Raw genomic sequence first — 22079 nt, 5'->3', positions numbered from 1 at the left:
TCGCCGACCGGCTGTGCGGTGCTGAGGCGCTGAGCCGCCGACAACCGAAGCACTGACGCACGTATTACCGAGAAGGCCCCGGGTCGCATGCCCGGGGCCTTCTCGGCCGTGTGAGGCTGTGCGCATGGGCCTTCTGCGCGATCTTCGCGTCCTGCTGCGGCTGCCGGACTTCCGCCGGCTGCTGGGCGTACGCCTGCTGTCACAGCTCTCCGACGGCGTCTTCCAGGTCGCGCTCGCCGCCTATGTGGTCTTCTCGCCCGAGAAGCAGGCCTCACCGGGCGCGGTCGCGTCCGCGATGGCCGTCCTGCTGCTGCCCTACTCGCTGATCGGCCCCTTCACCGGGGTGCTGCTCGACCGCTGGCGGCGCCGCCAGGTGCTGCTCTACTGCAACCTGCTGCGTGCCGTGCTGTGCTGCGGCACCGCCGGGCTGATCCTGCTGGGTGTGCCGGACTGGCTGTTCTATCTGTCCGCCCTGTCGGTGACCGCGGTCAACCGCTTCGTGCTGGCCGGGCTGTCCGCGGCGCTGCCGCGGGTGGTCGACGAGGACCGGCTGGTGACGGCCAACGCCCTCTCGCCGACCGCGGGCACCCTGGCGGCGACCGTGGGCGGCGGCGTCGCCTTCGTGGTGCACCTCTTCTTCGCAGCCGACGGGGACGGGGCCAACGCCGCCACCGTGCTGCTCGGCGCCCTGCTCTACCTGTGCGCGGGGCTGTCCGCGCTGACCCTGGGCCGGGACCTGTTGGGCCCCGACCCCGACCGGGTCCGCCCACAGGTCATGGCGGCGCTCGCCGGCACCGCCCAGGGGCTGCGTGCCGGACTGCGGCATCTGCGCCGCCGCCCCGCGGCCGCCCGCGCGATGACCGCGATGACCGCGATGCGCTTCTGCTTCGGCGCGCTCACCGTGACGCTGCTGATGCTGTGCCGCTACGCATGGTCCGACCCGTCCGACACCGACGCGGGTCTGGCCCTGCTGGGCGTGGCAGTGGGCCTGTCGGCGGCCGGCTTCTTCGTCGCGGCGCTCATCACGCCGTGGGCCACCGCCCGGATCGGCACCGCGGGCTGGATCACCGCCTGCTCGGCGGCCTCGGCGCTGCTGCTGCCGCCGCTGGCGCTGTCCTTCACCCGCGCCCCGATGATGCTGGCCGCCTTCGCCCTGGGGGTCACCACCCAGGGTGCCAAGATCGCCACCGACACGGTCGTCCAGGCCCAGGTGGACGACGCCTACCGCGGCCGGGTCTTCTCGCTCTACGACGTCGTCTTCAATGTGGCGTTCGTCGGCGCCGCGGCGCTCGCGGCGCTCGTCCTGCCCGCCGACGGACGCTCGGCCGGGCTGGTCGTGGCGCTGGGGCTGATCTACGCGGCCACTGCGGTCGGGATACTGCGGGAGCGCGATGTTTCACGTGGAACATCGCACGCGGGCACCCAGACCCGATGACGGCGGCGCATCCCGCGGATGCGATGTTCCACGTGGAACATCACTCGGCGGACTGGCCGGCCCACCACTCGCGCAGGGCCGTGGTCGCGGCCTCCTCGCCCAGCGGACCGTTCTCCAGCCGCAGCTCCAGCAGGTACTGATAGGCCTTGCCGACCACCGGCCCCGGGGCGATCCCCAGCACCGTCATGATCTGGTTGCCGTCCAGGTCGGGCCGGATCGAGTCCAGCTCCTCCTGCTCCTGCAGCTCGGCGATCCGCTGCTCCAAGCCGTCGTAGGTCCGGGACAGCGCCGCCGCCTTGCGCTTGTTGCGGGTCGTGCAGTCCGACCGGGTCAGCTTGTGCAGCCGCTCCAGCAGCGGCCCGGCGTCCCGTACGTAGCGGCGCACCGCCGAGTCGGTCCACTCGCCGCTGCCGTAGCCGTGGAAGCGCAGATGCAGCTCGACCAGCCGGGAGACCTCCTTCACCAGCTCGTTGGGGTACTTCAGCTGCAGCATTCGCGCCTTGGTCAGCTTGGCGCCGACCATCTCATGGTGGTGGAAGGAGACCCGTCCGTCCGACTCGAAGCGCCGGGTCTTCGGCTTGCCGATGTCGTGCAGCAGCGCGGACAGCCGCAGCACCAGGTCGGGACCCTCGGTCTCCAGGTCGATGGCCTGCTCCAGCACCGTCAGGGTGTGCTCGTAGACGTCCTTGTGCCGGAAGTGCTCGTCGCGCTCCAGACGCAGCGCGGACAGCTCGGGCAGCACCCGGTCGGCGAGTCCGGTGTCGACCAGCAGCCGCAGCCCCTTGCGCGGGTGGTCGGACAGGACCAGCTTGTTCAGCTCGTCGCGCACCCGCTCGGCCGAGACGATGTCGATCCGGTCGGCCATCGCGGTCATCGCCTCGACCACCTCGGGGGCGACCTCGAAGTCCAGCTGGGCGGCGAAGCGGGCGGCGCGCAGCATCCGCAGCGGGTCGTCGGAGAAGGACGACTCGGGGGACCCCGGAGTGCGCAGCAGCCGGGCCGCGAGGTCGTCCAGGCCGCCGTAGGGGTCGATGAAGTCCTTCTCCGGCAGTCCCACCGCCATCGAGTTCACCGTGAAGTCACGGCGGACCAGGTCCTCCTCGATGGTGTCGCCGTAGGAGACCTCCGGCTTGCGCGAGGTCCGGTCGTAGGCCTCGCTGCGGTAGGTGGTCACCTCGATCTGGAAGCCGCGGGCCACGCCCTCCGTGTCGTGGGCCTTCTTCATGCCGCCGACCGTGCCGAAGGCGATCCCGACGTCCCACACCGAGTCCGCCCACGGGCGCAGGATCCTCAGTACCTGTTCGGGGCGGGCATCGGTGGTGAAGTCCAGATCATTGCCGAGCCTGCCCAGCAGGATGTCCCGCACGGATCCGCCGACCAGGGCGAGGTCGAACCCGGCGGCACGGAAGCGGTGGCCCAGCTCCTCGGCGACCGGCTCGACCCGGTGAGGGGCCTGCCCGGCTCGCGGGGGCTGCGGAGTCTGAGCGGCATTGTTGGCATTCGGCACAACGTAAAAGGGTACGGGTCCGCGGGCGTCGCCCGCGCACAGGTTTCGCGGCTTGTACCAAGGAGCAGTCCGCAGCACTTCGACACAGCGCGGATCGTTAACATGCCAGCACGCACATCCGATGGACCACCGGCGACAGACGATCAGCGACACATATGACGAGGACGGGCGAACGCGTGGGCGAGGCGGCACAGTCACCCGGGAAACCCCCGTCCTCGGCGAGGCGCCGGGCAGCACGGGTCGTCGCGCTGGTGGCGGGTACGACGCTGCTCACCGGGCTGCTGCAGGCCGTCGGAGCAGCGCCCTCGCAAGCGGCCGCCAGCGGCTCCCGTACGGCCTCGGTCTCCGTGAACGTCCTCACACCGCGGATCCCGGTCAAGGGCGAGTCCCTCACCATCTCCGGCCAGCTCTCCAACGACGGGAAGTCCGCCATCACGGACGCCCACGTCGGCCTCCGGATGCCCTGGGGCGGTGTGCTGAGCACCCGCAGCTCCATCAAGAGCGCCACCTCGCGGACCGGCTACAGCAACGCCGAGGACGGCGACGAGATCCCCGACCAGACCAGCACGGTGCCGGACATCCCCGCCGGCGGGCGCGTGTCCTTCACCCTCACCGTCCCGGTCTCCGCACTCGACCTGTCGGATCCCGGGGTCTACCAGCTGGGTGTGGCGCTGGACGGCCAGACCAAGGCCGACCCGACCCCGCACGTGCTCGGCATCAAGCGGACCTTCCTGCCCTGGTACGGCGACGCGGTCACCAGCACCGTCAAGCAGACCAGGATCAACTACCTGTGGCCGCTCACCGACCGGTCGCACATCGCACCGCGCGGCGACACCGACTCCCAGGTCAGCCCGATCTTCCTGGACGACGACCTGGCCACGGAGCTGGCTCCGGGCGGCCGGCTGCGGCAGATGATCGACCTGGCCAGGAATCTCCCGGTGACCTGGGTCGTCGACCCCGACCTGCTCGCCACCGTCGAGTTCATGACCAAGGGCTACCGCGTGGCGGGTCCCGGCGGCGACGTCGCCAAGACCACGCAGGGCACCGGCGGAACCGTCGCCAGGCAGTGGCTGAACGACCTCAAGACCGCGGTGGCCGGCGAGCAGGTGATCGCGCTGCCCTTCGGTGACACCGACATCGCCTCGCTCGCGCACCACGGCCAGAGCGTGTCCGGCGCCCTCACCCACCTGAAGACCGGCGTCGCGCTCGGGCTGACCACCACGGAGACCATCTTCGGCGGCACCCAGACCGCGGATGTGGCCTGGCCCGTCGACGGCGCCATCGACCCGTCGGTGGTCGCCGTGGCACGCGCGGGCGGCGCCAAGCGGATCATCGCCCGCAGTGACACCTTCAGCGAGGGCGACAACCTCCACTACACCCCGAACGCCGCCCGGCCGATCGGTGGCGGCACCACCGCGGTGGTCGCCGACGCGACGCTGTCCACCGCCTTCACCGGCACCCTGACCAACGAGCAGCAGACCAACCTCGCCGTGCAGAGCTTCGTCGCGCAGACGCTGCTGATCACCATGGAGGCGCCGGAGAAGCAGCGCGACGTGCTGGTCGCCCCGCAGCGCATGCCCACCGTCCCGCAGGCGCAGGCGATGGCCCAGGCGATCCACGACACCATCACCGCGCCCTGGATCTCGCCGGTCGACTTCGACGACGTGGCCAAGGCGCACCCGGACGCACACGCCAATCGCAAGGTGCCGTCGGCCAAGGCCTACCCGAACAGCCTGCGCAAGCAGGAGCTGTCCACGAACACCTTCCAGTGGATCCAGTACACCCAGGGCAACCTCAACGACTTCGTGGTCATCCTCACCCAGCAGAACCGGGTCACCGTTCCGTTCAGGAACGCGGTGCTGCGCTCGATGTCCAACAGCTGGCGCGGGGTCCCCGCGGGCGCGAAGGCCTATCGGGACTCGATCGGCCTGTATCTGCAGGATCTGATCGGCGCGGTGCACATCATCCCGAAGACGACGCTGACCCTGTCGGGCCGCAGCGGCACCATCCCGGTCACGGTCAAGAACGAGCTGGGCCAGCCGGTGAAGGGCCTGGTGCTGCGGCTCAAGTCCAGCGCCAACATCCGACTGGAGATCAAGGAAGCCGACCAGCAGATCACCATCGAGGGCGGCCACACCCGTACCCTGAAGTTCCAGACCACCGCCAGCGCGAACGGCACGGTCGGGATCACCGCGCATCTCTACACCGCCAACGGCCGGCTGTACGGCAACGCCGTCCCGTTCGAGGTGCACATCAACAAGGTCACCGACCTGGTGATGCTGATCATCGGGGCCGGGCTGCTCCTGCTGGTGCTGGCCGGGGTACGGATCTACCGACAGCGGAAGCGACAGACGGCCGGAGACAGTGGTTCGGACGACGACGGCGACGCCGACGATGACGAGGAGGGCGGCACGGATCCCGGGCAGCCGGGTGACCCTGCCGCTGACACCGGGCAGGAAAGCCTGGAGCCGTCCCCGACAGGTGAGAAAGTGGACGGGTAGCCGGCGGACAATAAGGTGGGGCACTGATGAACGCGCCGTATGACGGTGATCGCGACTCTGCGGGCCAGATGCCTCCATCGCCCGAGCAGCGTCCGGCGCCGGCCGACCCCTATCTGCAGAACACGTATGCCTACGATCCGTACCAGCAGGATCAGGCACAGTGGCAGCAGCAGCCCCAGCCCGGCTATCAGGAGCAGCCGCAGGGCGAGGACTACGACGCCTTCGCGCACCTCTTCCGCGACCAGCAGCCCCAGGGCGGCGGTCAGCAGCAGGCCGGCTACCAGGACCAGCAGCAGTATCCCCAGCAGCAGCCCTATCAGGAGCCGTACCAGCAACCGCAGCAGCAGCCCTACCAGGAGCCGTACCAGCAGCAGGGCGGCTACCAGGGCGGCGGTTATCAGCAGCACGGCGGCTACCAGGCCCAGAGCGGCTATCCGGCGCCCTATCCGCACATGCCGTCGGCGAACGAGACGACGGGCTTCTCGATCCCCGTCTACCAGGACCCGGGATACGGCCAGGACTTCTACCAGGGCGAGCCGTACGCGGACCCGCACTACGCCGACTCCCAGTACGTCGACCCGCGCTATGCCGACCCGCGCTACGGCTACCCGTACCAGCAGCCCTACCAGGAGCAGTACCAGCAACCGCAGCAGCAGCCCTACCAGGAGCCGTACCCGGCGCAGGGCTACCAGCAGCCCGGACAGCCGCCGCAGGGCGCCCAGCAGCCCGTCACGGGCGCCACGGGGCCGCTCCGGCCGGCAATGGCCGGCGCGGGCGCCACCGCGGCCGCACCGACCGTCGGCGCCGCGCCCGCCACCCGGTCCGGCGGCATCCTGAAGTCCAGCGCCCTGATGGCGGCCGGCACACTGGTGTCCCGCGTCACCGGCTTCGTCCGCACCCTGGTGATCGCCGCGGCGATCGGTGTGGCCACCCTCGGCGACTCCTACCAGGTCGCGAACGTGCTGCCGACGATGATCTACATCCTCACCATCGGCGGCGGCCTCAACTCGGTCTTCGTGCCCCAGCTGGTGCGCGCGATGAAGGACGACGACGACGGGGGCAGCGCCTACGCCAACCGGCTGCTGACCGTGGTGATGGTGGCGCTCGGCGGCATCGTGACAGTGACCGTGCTCGGCGCACCGCTGCTGGTCAAGCTGATGTCCGCGAAGATCGCCGACAACCCGGACACGTACAGCGTGGCCATCGCCTTCGCCCGCTACTGCATGCCCACCATCTTCTTCATGGGTGTCCACGTGGTCATGGGCCAGGTGCTCAACGCCCGCGGCAAGTTCGGCGCGATGATGTGGACGCCGGTCCTGAACAACATCGTGGTGATCTTCACCTTCGGCATGTTCATCTGGGTCTACGGCTCCTACGGCTCCACCCGGATGGACGCCACCACGATCACCCCCGACGGCGTCCGGCTGCTCGGCATCGGCACCCTGCTCGGCCTGGTCGTGCAGTCGCTGGCGATGCTGCCCTACCTGCGGGACGCGGGATTCAAATTCCGGCCGCGCTTCGACTGGCGCGGGCACGGCCTGGGCAAGGCCGCCAAGCTGGCCAAGTGGACGTTCCTGTTCGTCCTGGCCAACCAGGCCGGCCTGATCGTCGTCACCCAGCTGGCCACCTGGGCGGGCGCCAACGCCGACAAGAGCGGCTACCAGGGCACCGGCATCACCGGCTACAACTACGCGCTGCTGCTCTGGCAGATGCCGCAGGCGATCATCACCGTCTCGGTGATGGCCGCGGTGCTGCCGCGGATCTCCCGCGCCGCCGCCGACGGTGACATCACCGCGGTCCGCGACGACATCTCCTACGGCCTGCGCACCTCGGCGGTCGCGATCGTGCCGGCCGCCTTCGCCTTCCTCGCCCTCGGTGTGCCGATGTGCGGGCTGCTCTACGCCGGCACCAACGAGGGCTCCGCCCGCAACATCGGCTTCATCCTGATGGCCTTCGGCGGCGGCCTGATCCCCTACTCCGTGCAGTACGTCGTGCTGCGCGGCTTCTACGCCTTCGAGGACACCCGCACCCCCTTCTACAACACGGTGATCGTGGCCGCCGTCAATGCCGCGGCCTCGGCCCTCTGCTTCGTGGCGCTGCCCGCCCGCTGGGCCGTGGTCGGCATGGCCTTCTCCTACGGCCTGGCCTACGCGGTCGGCGTCGGGGTGGCCGTCAAGCGGCTGGGGGCCCGCCTCGGCGGCGACCTGGACGGCCGCCGGGTGATCCGCACCTACGCCCGACTGGTCGGCGCCTGCATCCCGGCCGCCGCTGTGGCCGGCATCGCGGCCTACGTCATCAGCGGGAAGCTGGGCGGCGGCCCGACCGGATCGCTGGCCTCACTGGTGGTCGGCGCCGTCCTGCTGGGCGGGATCTTCCTGGTGATCGCGAAGCGGATGCGGATCCAGGAGCTGAACGGCATGATCGGCATGGTCCGGGGACGGCTCGGCCGCTGATTCGACGTCCGCCCCTCGGCCTTGCCGCCGCCGCGCAACCATCACGGCCCTCCGCGTGTCGTGCATACAGCCGGACTGTGGGCACAATTGTCATCGGCTCGACGTGGGATCGCGCTCATGGATGGGGAGGCAGGAACGACGGTGGCGGATCGGAGCACGGCGGCCGTCGGAGTGGCTGATGAGGGCGGCGAGGCACCGCCCGCAGCCCGGCAGGACGACGCCACACCCGACGGTACGACGACGGACGACCAGGACAGCGGCACCGCCGGTGACGGCACCCCACCCAAGGACACGGCAGAGGGCATCGAGAAGACCCAGGACGACGCGGAGAAGACCGAAGAGGCCCCCGACGTCACCGCGGAGCCTCCGCCGGCCCAGCCCCGCCCCAAGCCCAGAACCACCGCGCCCGAGCTGCACAGCGGTCACCGGCTGGCCCGGCGCTACCAGCTCGCGGAGTGCGTCACGCGAGTGGACGGCTTCAGCAGCTGGCGCGCGGTCGACGAGAAGCTGCGCAGGGCCGTCGGCATCCACCTGCTGCCCGCCGACCACCCGCGGGCACGCCAGGTGCTGGCCGCCGCCCGCTCGGCCGCGCTGCTCGGCGACCCCCGGTTCGTCCAGGTCCTCGACGCGGTCGAGGAGGACGACCTGGTCTACGTGATCCACGAGTGGCTGCCCGACGCCGGCTCGCTCTCCGACCTGCTGGCCGCGGGCCCGCTGGAGCCCCACGAGGCCTACCAGATGGCCAGCCAGGTCTCCCAGGGCATGGCCGCGGCCCACCGCGAGGGGCTGGCCCATCTCCGGCTGGACCCCGGTGCGGTTCTGCGGACCAGCTCCGGGCAGTACCGCATCCGCGGGCTGGCCGTCGCCGCCGCGCTGCGCGGGCTCAGCTCCGAGCGACCGCAACGGCAGGACACCGAGGCGATCGGCGCGCTGCTCTATGCCTCGCTCACCCAGCGCTGGCCCTACGAGGAGGACGCGCACGGCCTGGCGGGGCTGCCCAAGGGCGTCGGCCTGGTCGCGCCCGACCAGCTGCGCGCGGGCATCCACCGCGGCATGTCGGACGTGGCGATGCGCGCTCTGGTCAACGACGGGGCGACCGCGTCCCGCGAGGAGTCCCCCTGCGCGACCCCGGAGGAGCTGGCCAAGGCCATCGCGGGCATTCCGCGGATCCGGCCGCCCGAGCACCCTGCTCCGGTCTACCAGCCGGCCGCCTTCCAGCAGCCCCCGCAGCCGCCGGCCGGCGCGACCCGCTACGCGACCGCGGGTCCGGCAGCTCCTCCCGCGGCTCCGCCGCCCGCGCTGCCCGGACGTACCGGCAGCGCGCTGAAGTGGGCCGTCTCCGCGCTGCTGATCGTGGCGATCGGGCTCGGCAGCTGGCAGCTCGCCGACGCCATGAAGTCCCGCGAGAACGACAGCCCGCGCACTCCGACCACCTCGCCGCAGGCGAACCAGCACCCGGCGCCGCCGCCCGCCGCACCGCTGACGATCGTCGGCGCCAAGGACTTCGACCCGCCGCCGAAGGGCAACGGCAGCGAGACCCCGTCCGAGATCGGCCGGCTCACGGACCACGACCCGAACACCTACTGGGAGACCAGCTGGTACGCGACGGCCGACCTCGGGGGACTCAAGGACGGTGTCGGGGTGATCCTGGACCTCGGCGCCGACCACCGGGTCAGCGGTGTGACGGTGAACCTGAAGGGCGGCGAGACCGACCTGGAGCTGTGGGCGGCACCTTCCGGCACCGACTCCCGGCCGACCCGGCTCGACGGCTTCCAGAAGGTGACCGGCGGCTCCGGCTCGCAGCAGGTGACGCTCAAGCCCGGCACGCAGGTCACCAGCCGCTATCTCCTGGTGTGGCTGACCCAGCTCCCGAAGGAATCGGACGGCACATTCCGTGGCAGGATCTCGGAGATCAGCGTGACGGGCTGAACCGGCCCGACGGAAGCGGACGGGGGAGTCTGGCCTTGGAGCGCATACCGCTCGGCGAAGCCGACGACTCCGATCTGCTGGCCCGCCATGTGGCGGGCGAGGCCGATGCCTTCGGCGAGCTGGTCCGCAGGCATCGCGACCGCCTCTGGGCGGTCGCCCTGCGGACGCTGGGCGACCGCGAGGAGGCCGCTGACGCCGTGCAGGACGCCCTGGTGTCGGCTTTCCGGGCCGCCCATACCTTCCGCGGCCAGTCAGCCGTCACGACCTGGCTGCACCGGATCACGGTGAACGCCTGCCTGGACCGGGCCCGGCGGGCCGCCTCGCGCCGCACCGCACCGGTCGCCGACGAGGACAACTTCGAATCGCTCCTCGAACCGCACGAGTCCGCCGAGGCACCCGCCGAGCGCGACGAACTGCACCGCGAGCTCCTCGCGGCGCTGGCGACACTGCCCGTCGAGCAACGGGCGGCTCTGGTGCTGGTGGACATGCAGGGCTATCCGGTCGCGGAGGCGGCCGCGGTGCTCGCCGTGGCGGAGGGCACGGTGAAAAGCCGGTGCGCCCGCGGCCGCGCCCGGCTGCTGCCGCTGCTCACCCATCTGCGGGCGGGCGGCGGAGCGGACCGGGCCGGTCCCGGCAGCGGAAGGAACCGGACGGAGGGGACATCCGTCCCACCGGCAGGAACGGAACAGGGCGGAGGTGACCACCGATGACATCGACCACGGACCAGGACCCGCATCCCGACGTCATGGCGATCTCCGACCTGGCCGAGGGCATCCTGCCGCCTGAGCAGGCGGCAGAGGTCCGCGCCCATGTGGAGTCCTGCGCGGAGTGCGGCGAGGTACTGGCGTCACTCCGGGAGATCCAGGACCTGCTCGGCGAACTGCCGGAGCCGGAGCCGATGCCCGCCGAGGTGGCCGCACGCATCGACGCGGCACTTGCCGACGAAGCCCGACTCGACGCCGCCCTGCCGCATGTTCCACGTGAAACATCGCTCCCTGCCCAGGACGCCTCCGGTCCGGGGAATGTTCCACGTGGAACATCCGCACCGGCCGGCCGTCCCTCCGGGCCCACCGGACCCGGTCGCGGCCGCCGACTGCGGCGCGGCCTGCTGATCGGTGCGGCCTCGGCCGCCGCCGTCCTCGCGCTGGGCGGCGTGGTCTACGAGCTGGCATCCCACAGCGGCCAGAACAGCGTGAGCGCCGACAGCAGCGCGCAGCGCAAGACCAGCGCCCAGGACCACCAGGGCGCCTCCGGTGCGGTGGGCGACGAAGTGGCACGACTACTCCGCGGGGCCCAGGGCAGTAAGACCAGCAACGGCGGGATCACCTCGCCGATGCTGCACACCGACGGGGACACCAGGGTCACCGCGCCCGACGGCACCGTCACCGCCGTGCCCGGCTGCGTGCTCCAGGCCACCCGGCGGGCCCAGCAGCCGCTGGCCGCCGACCGGGAGCCCTACCAGGGTGTCGACTCCTTCCTCGTAGTGCTGCCGGACCCTGCTGACGACACCCTGGTCGACGCGTTCGTGGTGACCGCCTCCTGCACGGCCGACACCCCCGGCAGAGTGCTCTTCCAGAACAGCTATCCACGGAGCTGACCAGGCGTCCCCCAGGCTCACCGTGGTGGGCGTGGGGCGGTGCGCGACCGGGGGAATGCCAGCCCCGTAGGATCCGTTAGGCACGACGAGAGTCCAGCCAGGGCCGGACCCCCACAGCAGTCCGCAGAGACGAGGAAAAGACCCGTGAGCGACGTCCGTAACGTGATCATCATCGGCTCGGGACCCGCGGGCTACACCGCGGCGCTGTACACGGCACGCGCATCCCTCAGCCCGCTGGTCTTCGAAGGCTCGGTCACCGCGGGCGGCGCGCTGATGAACACCACCGAGGTCGAGAACTTCCCCGGCTTCCGGGAGGGCATCATCGGCCCGGACCTGATGGACAACATGCGCGCCCAAGCCGAGCGGTTCGGCGCCGAGCTGATCCCTGACGACGTGGTCGCGGTCGACCTCAGCGGCGACATCAAGACCGTCACCGACTCGGCGGGCGTGGTCCACCGGGCGAAGGCCGTCATCGTCGCCACCGGGTCGCAGCACCGGAAGCTCAACCTGCCCAACGAGGACCAGCTCTCCGGCCGTGGCGTCTCCTGGTGCGCCACCTGTGACGGCTTCTTCTTCCGCGAGCACGACATCGCGGTGATCGGCGGCGGCGACACCGCGATGGAGGAGGCGACGTTCCTCTCCCGGTTCGCCAAGTCCGTGAAGATCGTGCACCGCCGGGACAGCCTGCGGGCGTCCAAGGCGATGCAGGACCGCGCGTTCGCCGACCCGAAGATCTCCTTCGTCTGGGACAGCGAGGTCGCCGAGATCCACGGCGACGGCAAGCTCTCCAGTCTGACCCTGCGCAACACCAAGAACGGCGAGACTTCGGAGCTGCCCGTCACCGGGCTGTTCATCGCAATCGGCCACGACCCGCGGACCGAGCTCTTCAAGGGTGTGCTCGACCTCGACGCGGAGGGCTACCTCACTGTCCAGGCGCCGAGTACCCGCACCAGTCTCCCCGGTGTCTTCGCCGCCGGAGACGTCGTGGACCACACCTACCGCCAGGCGATCACCGCGGCCGGCACCGGCTGTTCCGCCGCCCTGGACGCCGAGCGCTACCTGGCGTCGCTCGCCGACGCCGAGAAGGCCGTCTGATCCCCATCCCCACCCGCTCGAATCGAACCTGAGGAGACTGCCGTGGCCGGCAAGCCCAAGACCGTGACCGACGCCACCTTCGCCGAGGAGGTCCTGGCCAGCGACAAGCCTGTGCTGGTCGACTTCTGGGCCGAATGGTGCGGCCCCTGCCGCCAGATCGCCCCGTCCCTGGAGGCCATCGCGGCGGAGCACCCTGACGACATCACCATCGTCAAGCTCAACATCGACGAGAACCCCGTCACCGCCGCGAAGTACGGCGTGATGTCCATCCCGACCCTCAACGTCTACAAGGGCGGCGAGGTCGTGAAGACGATCGTGGGCGCCAAGCCGAAGGCCGCGCTCGTCCGCGACCTGTCCGACTTCATCGGCTGAACGCGCACTGTTCCACGTGGAACATCGAAAGGGCCGGCTCCCGCTGCGGGAGCCGGCCCTTCTGCGTCACAGCGGGTGCAGGACCGGTTCCTTCTGGACGGCGCCCAGCAGACGGTCGATAGCCATCTCGACGTCCTCCTTCCAGGAGATCGTGGAGCGCAGTTCCAAACGCAGCCGGGGAAAGCGCGGATGCGGGCGGACCGTCTTGAAGCCGACCGCCAGCAGATGATCGGCCGGGAGCACGCAGGACGGCGCTGACCACTTCGCGTCGCCGAAGGCCTCGATCGCCTTGAAGTTCCGCCGCACCAAGTCCTTCGCCACGGTCTGCACCAGCACCCGGCCGATGCCCTGGCCCTGATAGCCCGGCAGGATGCGGGCCGTGATGAGCTGAACGGCGTCAGCGGACACCGGGCTGGTCGGGAAGGCCAGCGAACGCGGCACGTAGGCGGCGGGGGCGTAGAGCACGAACCCTGCCGGGACCTCGTCCACGTAGACCACCCGGCCGCAGGAACCCCACTCCAGCAGCACCGCGGAGATCCAGGCTTCCTTCTCCAGCTCGGGCTTGCCCGCCTGGATCGCGGCCTCGCCGCTCACCGGGTCCAGCTCCCAGAAGACGCAGCGCCGGCAGGGCTTGGGGAGGTCGGGAAGATTGTCGAGCGTGAGCGGTTCAAGCCGACGGCCCATCTGGCAAGGACCCCATTCCTGTCGCTGACCGAACTGCGGTGGCACCCCGATACTCAGGACCGGGGTGCCACGGTGTCACTCGTCGTCGTCCTCGGCCTCGTCGTCCAGCCGGTTCTCCAGGACGTTGCCCTCGCCCGGTGCCATCGCGCCGAGGATGCGCTCCAGATCCTCTATCGAGGCGAACTCCACCACGATCTTTCCCCGCTTCTGACCCAGATCCACCTTCACCCGGGTGTCGAAGCGATCGGAGAGCCGGGTGGCCAGATGAGTGAGCGCCGGGGAGACTCGACGGCCGGCCCGCGGTGCCGCCGACTTCTTGGCGGACTTCGGCTCGCTGTTCATCAGCTTCACGATCTCCTCGACCGTGCGGACTGACAGTTCCTCCGCGACGATCCGGAGCGCCAGCTTGTCCTGGGCCTCGGAGTCGTCCAGTGCGAGCAGCGCGCGGGCGTGCCCGAAGGAGATCACCCCGGCCGCCACCCGGCGCTGCACCGGCGCCGGCAGCTTCAGCAGCCGCAGGGTGTTGGAGACCTGCGAGCGGGACCGGCCGATCCGGTCGGCCAGCTGCTCGTGCGTGCAGGAGAAGTCCCGCAGCAGCTGGTCGTAGGCCGCCGCCTCCTCCAGCGGGTTCAGCTGCGCCCGGTGCAGGTTCTCCAGCAGGGCGTCCAGGAGGAGCTTCTCGTCGTCGGTGGCCCGGACGATCGCCGGAATCCGCTCCAGGCCGGCCTCCCTGCAGGCCCGCCAGCGCCGCTCGCCCATGATCAGCTCAAAGCGGTCCGCGCTGATCTGCCGTACGACGACCGGCTGGAGCAGACCTACCTCCTTGATGGAGGTGATCAGCTCGTTGAGCGCGTCCTCGTCGAACACCTCACGCGGCTGCCGCGGGTTGGGGGTGATCGAGTCGAGGTCCAACTCGGCGAAGTAGGCGCCGGCGACCGGCACTCGCGACGCCGAGAGGTCCGGCTCTGTTTCACGTGAAACAGGGATCTCCACCGACGGCGGCGCGGACTCCGGCGGCCGGCGGTCCACCAGACCCGCCACCTTGGCCGCCGCGACCCCGCGGTCCGGCACCAGGACCGGCATGGTCCCGGACGTTGGGCTGGTCGCCTGCGGCGCGGCTGGGATCAGCGCGCCGAGACCACGGCCGAGCCCTCTGCGTCGATCACTCACTGGATCCCCTCCGACATGCTGTGCGGGTGCTGCTCGTTGTGCTGTTCGCCCTGCGGCTGCGGGTCGTACTCGACGGCCACCTCACCCGGCATGCCGCGCAGCGCCATCTCCCGGGCGGCCTCCAGATACGACAGCGCGCCACTGGAGCCCGGGTCGTAGGTCAGGACGGTCTGGCCGTAGCTGGGCGCCTCGGAGATGCGTACCGACCGGGGGATGCTGGTGCGCAGCACCTCCTTGCCGAAGTGGGTGCGCACCTCCTCCGCCACCTGGGAGGCCAACCGCGTCCTGCCGTCGTACATCGTCAGCAGGATGGTGGAGACATGGAGCTTGGGGTTGAGATGAGCGCGGACCAGGTCCACGTTCTTCAACAGCTGCCCCAGGCCCTCCAGCGCGTAGTACTCGCACTGGATCGGGATGACGACTTCGGCTCCGGCCACCAGGGCGTTGACGGTGAGCAGGCCGAGTGAGGGCGGGCAGTCGATGAGGACATAGTCCAGCGGTTGCTCGTACGCCTCGATCGCCCGCTGCAGCCGGCTCTCCCGCGCCACCAGCGAGACCAGTTCGATCTCGGCGCCGGCCAGGTCGATCGTGGCGGGGGCACAGAAGAGCCCCTCGACGTCGGCCACCGGCAGCACGACGTCGGACAGTGGCTTGCTCTCCACCAACACGTCGTAGATGGACGGCACCTCGGCGTGGTGGTCGATCCCCAGCGCCGTGGAGGCATTGCCCTGTGGGTCGAGGTCGATCACCAGCACCCGGGCGCCGTGCAGGGCAAGGGAGGCCGCCAGATTCACCGTGGTCGTGGTCTTGCCGACCCCGCCCTTCTGGTTGGCGACCACCATCACCCGGGTCTGCGGCGGTCTGGGCAGCCCCTCACCGGTGCGGTTCAGTGCCTCGACGGCCATCTGGGCAGCGCGGCCGATCGGGGTGTCATCCATAGGAGGCAATGTTTCACGTGAAACACCGCTCCCGAACCCCGGGGGCACGGAAAGTGGTCCCCCCGCTGATTCAGCTGAGCGGGGACCGGGGACCGGGTCGGCCATCGGCCCCGCGATGTTGGCGTCGGACCGCAAGGACTCACACTCCTCGACTTCAGGCTCGCTATGAGGAGAGCCTGCCATGCCCGAGGGGTGCTGAACCAGCGAGCCCCGTCCGGCTGTGGATAAATCCCGGTTATCCACAGCCGAATTGGCCTTGGACGGTTTGTTGGCGCGCGCCTCAGCCGCGGCGCGACCGCGGCTGAGGACTCCTGGAAGCAGTGAGCGACGTTTCACGTGGAACACGATGCGCCGCGCCATGCCGGTATCCCGGCAGACACTCCGGATTGTGCTGTTTTGGCCGTTTGCAGCCAGCCGCTCAGCGGCGTCGGCGCCCCGAGGTGCCGCCGGGGCGCGGTGTCCTGCTGGCACGGGCAGCCTTCGCCCGCCGGGTGGCCGCCCGCACTCCGCCGGGACTTTCCCCCACCAGGACCCGGACGACTGTGGACAACGGATCGACCACGCCGGCGCCGACCTGGGTCACCGAGGCGCTCACCGCGCCCAGCCGGCCGAGCGCCGCCCTGGCCGCCTTCAGCTCCTCCTCGGCGGTGTCGCCCTTCAGTACCGCCATCTCACCGTGCGGGCGCAGCAGCGGCAGGCCCCAGCCGGCCAGCCGCTCCAGCGGCGCGACCGCGCGAGCGGTCACCACGTCCACCGGCGGCAGCTTGCCCACCATCTCCTCGGCCCGGCCGCGAACCACCGTCACATTGGCCAGCCCCAGCAGCCGTACCACCTCCTCCAGGAAGGTCGTACGGCGCAGCAGCGGCTCCAGGAGGGTGATCTCCAGGTCCGGGCGGGCCAGGGCCAGCGGAATGCCGGGCAGGCCGGCACCCGAGCCCACATCGCAGACCGACACGTCCTCGTCGATCACCTCGGAGAGCACCGCACAGTTCAGCAGATGCCGCTCCCACAACCGGGGCACCTCGCGCGGACCGATCAGACCGCGTTGCACCCCGGCATCCGCCAGCAGCTCGGCATAGCGCAGCGCATCGGCGAACCGCTCGCCGAACACCACCCCGGCCTGCTCGGGCGGCGCGGGAAGCTCCGCTGCTGCCTCCGTCACGGGACTGTCCTTTCCTCGGTTCTCGCACGCGTTCGTTCATTTCCAGGCTGACAAGCTTCGGCCCCGCCTGCGAGCAGACGGGGCCGATCGATCGGGGCGAACAGCCGGTCAGACCGGCAGGACGACCACCCTGCGCTGGGGCTCCTCGCCCTCGGACTCGCTGCGCAGACCCGCCGCGGCGACCGCGTCGTGCACGACCTTGCGCTCGAAGGGCGTCATCGGGTCCAGCTTCACCGGCTGACCGGTCTCCTTGGCCTCGGCTGCGGCCTCGGCACCCAGCTGTGCCAGCTCGGCGCGCTTGCGGGCCCGGAAACCGGCGATGTCCAGCATCAGCCTGCTGCGCTCGCCGGTCTCCCGGTGCACCGCGAGCCGGGTCAGCTCCTGCAGCGCCTCCAGCACCTCGCCGTCCCGCCCGACGAGCTTGGTCAGCTCGCGGGTGGAGGTGTCGCCGATGATCGACACCGACGCACGCTCGCCCTCGACATCCATGTCGATGTCACCGTCGAGGTCGGCGATGTCCAGCAGCCCCTCCAGGTAGTCCGCCGCGATCTCACCCTCCTGCTCCAGCCGGGTCAGAGTCGCGGACGAGCCGCTGTCGGGTGCCGTGGTGGTGTTGACGTCGCTCACGCCTGGACTCTCCTCTTACTTCTTCTTCGACGACAGGTTGGTCGGCTTGGCCTTGGCCCCGCCGGGCTGCTTACCCGGCGTGCCGCCGCCCTGCTTCTGACCGCCCGCCCTCGGAGCACCGGCGCGCGGTGCGCCGCCGCTGCCCTTGCCGCCACCGGACCTGGGAGCACCGCTCTTGGGGGCGCCGCCCGACTTCGGGCCGCCTTCCTTCGCACCGCCGGCCGCGGACTTCTCCGGGCCGGGTGCGTCAGCCCCGGTATCGCTACCGGAGCTGCCGGAGCTGTCGGCGTCGCCGACGGAAGTGCCCGCCGAGCTGCCCGCCCGGGGCGCTCCGGGACCGCCGGGGGCGGCTCCGGTCTGGCGCTTGGCCTTCGGCTGCCGCTTGGGCTGGGTGCGGTTGGCACGCGCGACCTCGACCGCCTCCTTGGCGGCGACCTCCTCGGGCGCCTCGACCAGCTTGCCCTTGGCCCGCAGCCGCTCCTGGCGCTGCTGGAAGGCCAGGCTGCCGGGAGTGGGGTTGCGGTAGATCACGAACATCTGCTGGCCCATGGTCCACACGTTGGTGGTCAGCCAGTAGATGAGGACACCGACGGGGAAGTTGATACCCATCACGGCGAAGATCACCGGGAAGACGTACATCAGCATCTTCTGCTGCTGCATGAACGGGGTCTTCACCGTCATGTCGACGTTCTTCGTCATCAGCTGGCGCTGCGTGTAGAACTGCGAGGCCGACATCATGAGGATCATCACAATGGTGACAAGCCGCACATCGGTCAGGGTCGCGCCGAGCACGTGGACCTTCGCGGCGCCGTCGGTGAACTTCGCCGCCAGCGGGGCTCCGATGATGTGGGCCTTCTGCGCGCTGTGGACGAGGTTGAGGTGGATGACACCGACCTCGTTGCCCTTCGCGACGTTGCTGAGCACGTGGTAGAGCGCGAAGAAGAACGGGGACTGCGCCAGAATCGGCAGGCACGAGGAGAGCGGGTTGGTACCCGTCTCCTTGTACAGCTTCATCATCTCTTCGGACTGCTTCTGGCGGTCGTTCTTGTAGCGCTCCTGGATCGCCTTCATCTTGGGCTGGAGCGCCTGCATGTTCCGCGTGGACTTGATCTGCTTGACGAACAGCGGGATCAGGCAGATCCGGATCAGGACCACCAGCGAGACGATGGACAGACCCCACGCCCAACCGCTGTCCTTGTCGAAGATCAGGCTGTAGAACGCGTGGAACTGGACGATGATCCACGACACTGCGTCGTATAGGGGGTTCAGGATCCCCACGGTCAGGCTCCTTGGGCGTGAGAGGGTCCGGTGGGCTCGGGCGTGACGGGCCCGTCGGAGCCGCCCCGCAGTGTGCGGCGCAGCAGTTCGTGCCATGGCGGCCGCTTACGCGGCGGGACATGGTCCACTCCGCCTGGCGACCAAGGGTTGCACCGGAGGATGCGCCACGCGGTAAGGGCGGTGCCCTTGACCGCGCCATGCCGGTCGATGGCGGTGTACCCGTAGTGGGAACACGACGGGTAATACCGGCACACCGGGCCGAGCAGTGGACTGATCGTCCACTGGTACAGCTTGATCAGTGCCAGCAGTGGGTATTTCATTGAGCCACCCTCCCCTCGGCGTCGCCATGGGTGTCACGGCCCAGCAGCCGCTCCAGTGCGGCGTCCAGGTCGAGGGCCAGCTGTGCTTGGTCCGCGTTCCCCGCGTCGGGAAGCGCGCGTACCACTACCAGGCTACCGGGGGGCAGCAGGGACAGACGCGCCCGGACGAGATGACGCAGTTTGCGCTTTACCCGATTCCGTTGTACCGCGCCGCCGACTGCCTTGCTCACGACGAAACCCGCACGTGCCGGGGGAGTGCTCTCCCCCGGCACGTGCGGGTCCGTGGCGTCTCGACGCAGATGGACGACCAGCAGCGGGCGGCCCGCCCGGCGTCCACGGCGAACCGCCGTCGCGAAGTCCTGGCGCCGCCTCAGCCGATTCTCGGTGGGCAGCACGGCATCAGACCTGAGGCAATCAGGCGGACAGGCGCGCGCGGCCCTTGCCACGGCGGGTAGCGAGGATCGCGCGACCCGCACGCGTACGCATCCGCAGGCGGAAGCCGTGGGTCTTGGCGCGACGGCGGTTGTTCGGCTGGAAGGTGCGCTTGCTCACTCGGGGGCTCCAGGAGAGATCGTGTCCGGCGGGGCGTCGCCTGGCTGTCACCGTGCGCCCACGAAAAGCTCGCGGACCAAACGGGTGCACCGCTTGACGATCACCCGGCAGCGTTAACGCGTCGGAAGATCCTCGCCCATCGGTAGGCAGGCGGCAGCAGCCATCGACAACTCGACCTCGATACGGTACGTGCGGCTAGGCCATCCGGTCAAACCCGGCGGCGCGCCCCCGCCATTTGTACACAGCCTGTGGACAACGACTTGAACCACGCATGCCGCGCTGATTACCGTGGCTGAACTCCGTACTCTTCCCGCCCCTGCCGAGGTCCACACGTCTGCGGGAGTTCGCTGCACCACCTACGCAACTAAGCAACCGAGAGAGCGTGCCCTGTGGCTGACGTATCCGCCGATCTTGCCGCAGTCTGGCCACAAGTGCTCCGGAAACTGCTGGTGGACAGCGAGGACCTGAAGCCGACGCACGCGGAATGGCTCCGGCGCATCCAGCCGCTGGCGCTCGTCGCCGGCACCGCCGTGCTGTCGGCGCCGAACGAATACGCCAAGAAGATCCTCGAGGGCCAGCAGCTCAAGCAGCTGATCACGGATGTGCTCAGCCATGAGTTCGGTCACACGGTGGGGATCGCCATCGCGGTCGCGTCCGGCGGCGAGCAGGACCAGCCGGACGGCGGTACGGACGACTGGCCGCCGCGCACACCCGAGGACGAGTGGCAGCAGCCGGGCCTGGGGAACTGGGGGGCGCCGGCGGGCGGCGGTTTCCAGGACCGCAGGCCGGACGCGTACTCCGACGCCCGGGACGGCCGCGGCGACCGCGATCCGCGCGGCGACCGGGACGACCGCGACCTCAGGGACCCGCGCGACCAGCGGGACCGGCTCGACGGGCGCGACCACCGCGACCCCAGGGACCCGCGCGGCCGCCACGACGACCGTGACCATCGCGACACCCGAGGCGACCGGGACCGCTACCGGCCCGACCGCCTCGACGGCGGCTACCCGGCCGTACCGCACCAGGCGCACCCCGCCGACCGCCCGTACGGGCCCGGCCCCGGCGGCTACCCGCCGCAGGGGCCGCAGTCGCCCGCCTCCCGCCCCGAGCGGTCCTCGGCGGTCCCGCCGCCCCCCGGCGGCAGCAGTGGCGCGGGAGGGGGCGGCGGAAGCGGCGGCGGGGCCGTGGAGCCCACCGCCCGCCTCAACCCGAAGTACCTCTTCGACACCTTCGTGATCGGTGCCTCCAACCGCTTCGCGCACGCCGCGGCGGTCGCGGTGGCCGAGGCGCCGGCCAAGGCGTACAACCCGCTGTTCATCTACGGCGAGTCCGGACTCGGCAAGACGCACCTCCTGCACGCGATCGGGCACTACGCGCGGAGCCTCTACCCGGGCACCCGGGTCAGGTACGTCAGCTCGGAGGAGTTCACCAACGAGTTCATCAACTCCATCAGGGACGGCAAGGCGGACGCCTTCCGCAAGCGCTACCGCGACATGGACATCCTGCTGGTCGACGACATCCAGTTCCTGGCGAGCAAGGAGTCGACGCAGGAGGAGTTCTTCCACACCTTCAACACCCTGCACAACGCCAACAAGCAGATCGTGCTGTCCTCCGACCGGCCGCCCAAGCAGCTGGTCACCCTGGAGGACCGGCTGCGCAACCGCTTCGAGTGGGGCCTGATCACCGACGTCCAGCCGCCCGAGCTGGAGACCCGGATCGCGATCCTGCGCAAGAAGGCGGTCCAGGAGCAGCTGAACGCGCCGCCCGAGGTGCTGGAATTCATCGCCTCGCGGATCTCCCGCAACATCCGGGAGCTGGAGGGCGCGCTGATCCGGGTCACCGCCTTCGCGAGCCTCAACCGGCAGCCGGTGGACCTGCAGCTCACCGAGATCGTGCTGAAGGACCTGATCCCGGGCGGCGAGGACTCGGTGCCCGAGATCAGCGGCACCGCGATCATGGCGGAGACCGCGGCCTACTTCGGGCTGGCGGTGGACGACCTGTCCGGCTCCTCGCGCAGCCGGGTGCTGGTCACCGCGCGGCAGATCGCCATGTATCTGTGCCGGGAGCTGACCGACCTGTCGCTGCCCAAGATCGGCGCCCTCTTCGGCGGCCGCGACCACACCACGGTGATGCACGCCGACCGGAAGATCCGCTCGCTGATGGCCGAGCGGCGGTCCATCTACAACCAGGTGACCGAGCTGACGAACCGCATCAAGAGCTGACGCGCGCCGCACTCCGTTCGATTACCCGTCGCCGCGGTCCTGTTGTCCACAGGATCGCGGCGATTTGTCTGTCCACACCCTGGGGACACCGGAGTTGTCCAGATACTCTCCACAGGCGGACCGGCCGCCACGGTGTCCGGGCTGCTCAACGGGGTGTGGATATGTGGGTAACCGGCGTCCACAGACTGTGGACGGAGCGGGCGTCCACAGGGCCCCCTGACCGGTTGTCCACCGCTC

Annotated in this window: 19 protein-coding genes; 9 read left to right on the top strand and 10 right to left on the bottom strand. The window is 70.2% G+C overall.

What is annotated here, in order from left to right:
• Nucleotides 1-124: 124 nt before the first annotated feature.
• Nucleotides 125-1435: an MFS transporter gene (locus OG900_20250; protein ID WUH92210.1), complete on the top strand. Its 1311-nt coding sequence runs from the start codon at nucleotides 125-127 to the stop codon at nucleotides 1433-1435.
• A gap of 40 nt (nucleotides 1436-1475) precedes the next feature.
• On the opposite strand, the gene OG900_20245 is transcribed toward OG900_20250, so the two are convergent.
• Nucleotides 1476-2942: a CCA tRNA nucleotidyltransferase gene (locus OG900_20245; protein ID WUH92209.1), complete on the bottom strand. Its 1467-nt coding sequence runs from the start codon at nucleotides 2940-2942 to the stop codon at nucleotides 1476-1478.
• A 155-nt stretch (nucleotides 2943-3097) separates the two neighbouring features.
• On the opposite strand from OG900_20245, the gene OG900_20240 reads away from it, so the two are divergent.
• The 7 genes from OG900_20240 to trxA all read left to right on the top strand — a co-directional run bounded on the left by OG900_20240 (nucleotide 3098) and on the right by trxA (nucleotide 12889).
• The gene (locus tag OG900_20240; protein ID WUH92208.1) at nucleotides 3098-5443 is read left to right on the top strand and encodes a DUF6049 family protein; all 2346 of its coding nucleotides are present in this window, start codon (nucleotides 3098-3100) and stop codon (nucleotides 5441-5443) included.
• A 26-nt stretch (nucleotides 5444-5469) separates the two neighbouring features.
• Nucleotides 5470-7896, top strand: coding sequence for a murein biosynthesis integral membrane protein MurJ (murJ, locus tag OG900_20235; GenBank protein ID WUH92207.1), 2427 nt, complete (start codon nucleotides 5470-5472; stop codon nucleotides 7894-7896).
• Between the two features lie 141 nt (nucleotides 7897-8037).
• Entirely contained in the window at nucleotides 8038-9825 is a 1788-nt protein-coding gene (locus OG900_20230; GenBank protein WUH92206.1) for a protein kinase family protein, read from the top strand.
• A 35-nt stretch (nucleotides 9826-9860) separates the two neighbouring features.
• Complete coding sequence (sigM, locus tag OG900_20225) at nucleotides 9861-10535, top strand: RNA polymerase sigma factor SigM (protein WUH92205.1); 675 nt, start codon at nucleotides 9861-9863, stop codon at nucleotides 10533-10535.
• The gene (locus OG900_20220) at nucleotides 10532-11422 is read left to right on the top strand and encodes a zf-HC2 domain-containing protein (GenBank protein ID WUH92204.1); all 891 of its coding nucleotides are present in this window, start codon (nucleotides 10532-10534) and stop codon (nucleotides 11420-11422) included. The genes sigM and OG900_20220 overlap by 4 nt, the downstream gene beginning before the upstream one ends.
• 144 nt (nucleotides 11423-11566) lie before the next feature.
• Nucleotides 11567-12517 carry a thioredoxin-disulfide reductase gene (trxB, locus tag OG900_20215; GenBank protein ID WUH92203.1) on the top strand — a complete coding sequence of 317 codons (951 nt, stop codon included), beginning with the start codon at nucleotides 11567-11569 and terminating at the stop codon, nucleotides 12515-12517.
• A gap of 42 nt (nucleotides 12518-12559) precedes the next feature.
• Nucleotides 12560-12889, top strand: a complete 330-nt coding sequence (gene trxA / locus OG900_20210) for a thioredoxin (protein WUH92202.1) — start codon at nucleotides 12560-12562, stop codon at nucleotides 12887-12889.
• 66 nt (nucleotides 12890-12955) lie between these two features.
• Here the strand turns inward: trxA and OG900_20205 are convergent, their stop codons facing one another.
• The 9 genes from OG900_20205 to rpmH all read right to left on the bottom strand — a co-directional run bounded on the left by OG900_20205 (nucleotide 12956) and on the right by rpmH (nucleotide 19620).
• The gene (locus OG900_20205) at nucleotides 12956-13573 is read right to left on the bottom strand and encodes a GNAT family N-acetyltransferase (protein ID WUH92201.1); all 618 of its coding nucleotides are present in this window, start codon (nucleotides 13571-13573) and stop codon (nucleotides 12956-12958) included.
• Between the two features lie 75 nt (nucleotides 13574-13648).
• Nucleotides 13649-14743 (bottom strand): ParB/RepB/Spo0J family partition protein, encoded by a 1095-nt coding sequence (locus tag OG900_20200; GenBank protein WUH92200.1) that lies wholly within the window; start codon nucleotides 14741-14743, stop codon nucleotides 13649-13651.
• Complete coding sequence (locus OG900_20195) at nucleotides 14740-15864, bottom strand: AAA family ATPase (GenBank protein ID WUH92199.1); 1125 nt, start codon at nucleotides 15862-15864, stop codon at nucleotides 14740-14742. Before OG900_20195 ends, OG900_20200 begins: the two co-directional genes overlap by 4 nt.
• 235 nt (nucleotides 15865-16099) lie before the next feature.
• Nucleotides 16100-16843 carry a 16S rRNA (guanine(527)-N(7))-methyltransferase RsmG gene (gene rsmG / locus OG900_20190; GenBank protein ID WUH92198.1) on the bottom strand — a complete coding sequence of 248 codons (744 nt, stop codon included), beginning with the start codon at nucleotides 16841-16843 and terminating at the stop codon, nucleotides 16100-16102.
• A 108-nt stretch (nucleotides 16844-16951) separates the two neighbouring features.
• A complete protein-coding gene (locus OG900_20185; GenBank protein WUH92197.1) occupies nucleotides 16952-17470 on the bottom strand; it encodes a single-stranded DNA-binding protein in 519 nt (172 codons plus the stop codon).
• Nucleotides 17471-17485: 15 nt separating this feature from the next.
• The gene (gene yidC / locus OG900_20180; GenBank protein WUH92196.1) at nucleotides 17486-18748 is read right to left on the bottom strand and encodes a membrane protein insertase YidC; all 1263 of its coding nucleotides are present in this window, start codon (nucleotides 18746-18748) and stop codon (nucleotides 17486-17488) included.
• Between the two features lie 2 nt (nucleotides 18749-18750).
• Nucleotides 18751-19068, bottom strand: a complete 318-nt coding sequence (gene yidD / locus OG900_20175; protein ID WUH92195.1) for a membrane protein insertion efficiency factor YidD — start codon at nucleotides 19066-19068, stop codon at nucleotides 18751-18753.
• Nucleotides 19065-19463 carry a ribonuclease P protein component gene (gene rnpA / locus OG900_20170; protein ID WUH92194.1) on the bottom strand — a complete coding sequence of 133 codons (399 nt, stop codon included), beginning with the start codon at nucleotides 19461-19463 and terminating at the stop codon, nucleotides 19065-19067. Before rnpA ends, yidD begins: the two co-directional genes overlap by 4 nt.
• A 19-nt stretch (nucleotides 19464-19482) precedes the next feature.
• Entirely contained in the window at nucleotides 19483-19620 is a 138-nt protein-coding gene (gene rpmH / locus OG900_20165) for a 50S ribosomal protein L34 (GenBank protein ID WUH92193.1), read from the bottom strand.
• Nucleotides 19621-20069: 449 nt separating this feature from the next.
• Between rpmH and dnaA the strand changes: the two genes are divergently transcribed.
• Entirely contained in the window at nucleotides 20070-21842 is a 1773-nt protein-coding gene (gene dnaA, locus OG900_20160; GenBank protein ID WUH95850.1) for a chromosomal replication initiator protein DnaA, read from the top strand.
• Nucleotides 21843-22079: the final 237 nt, after the last annotated feature.

It is taken from the genome of Streptomyces sp. NBC_00433 (assembly GCA_036015235.1).
Lineage (GTDB): Bacteria > Actinomycetota > Actinomycetes > Streptomycetales > Streptomycetaceae > Actinacidiphila.
Note: the sequence above shows the minus strand (reverse complement) of the source record. Positions and strands in the feature narration are given on the sequence as shown.

Excerpts from the sequence above, each read along its gene's own strand:
- yidD (WUH92195.1), bottom strand. The coding sequence starts at position 19,068 with ATGAAATACCCACTGCTGGCACTGATCAAGCTGTACCAGTGGACGATC.
- OG900_20220 (WUH92204.1), top strand. The coding sequence starts at position 10,532 with ATGACATCGACCACGGACCAGGACCCGCATCCCGACGTCATGGCGATC.
- OG900_20240 (WUH92208.1), top strand. The coding sequence starts at position 3,098 with ATGACGAGGACGGGCGAACGCGTGGGCGAGGCGGCACAGTCACCCGGG.
- OG900_20250 (WUH92210.1), top strand. The coding sequence starts at position 125 with ATGGGCCTTCTGCGCGATCTTCGCGTCCTGCTGCGGCTGCCGGACTTC.
- OG900_20205 (WUH92201.1), bottom strand. The coding sequence starts at position 13,573 with ATGGGCCGTCGGCTTGAACCGCTCACGCTCGACAATCTTCCCGACCTC.
- murJ (WUH92207.1), top strand. The coding sequence starts at position 5,470 with ATGAACGCGCCGTATGACGGTGATCGCGACTCTGCGGGCCAGATGCCT.
- OG900_20195 (WUH92199.1), bottom strand. The coding sequence starts at position 15,864 with ATGGCAGGCTCTCCTCATAGCGAGCCTGAAGTCGAGGAGTGTGAGTCC.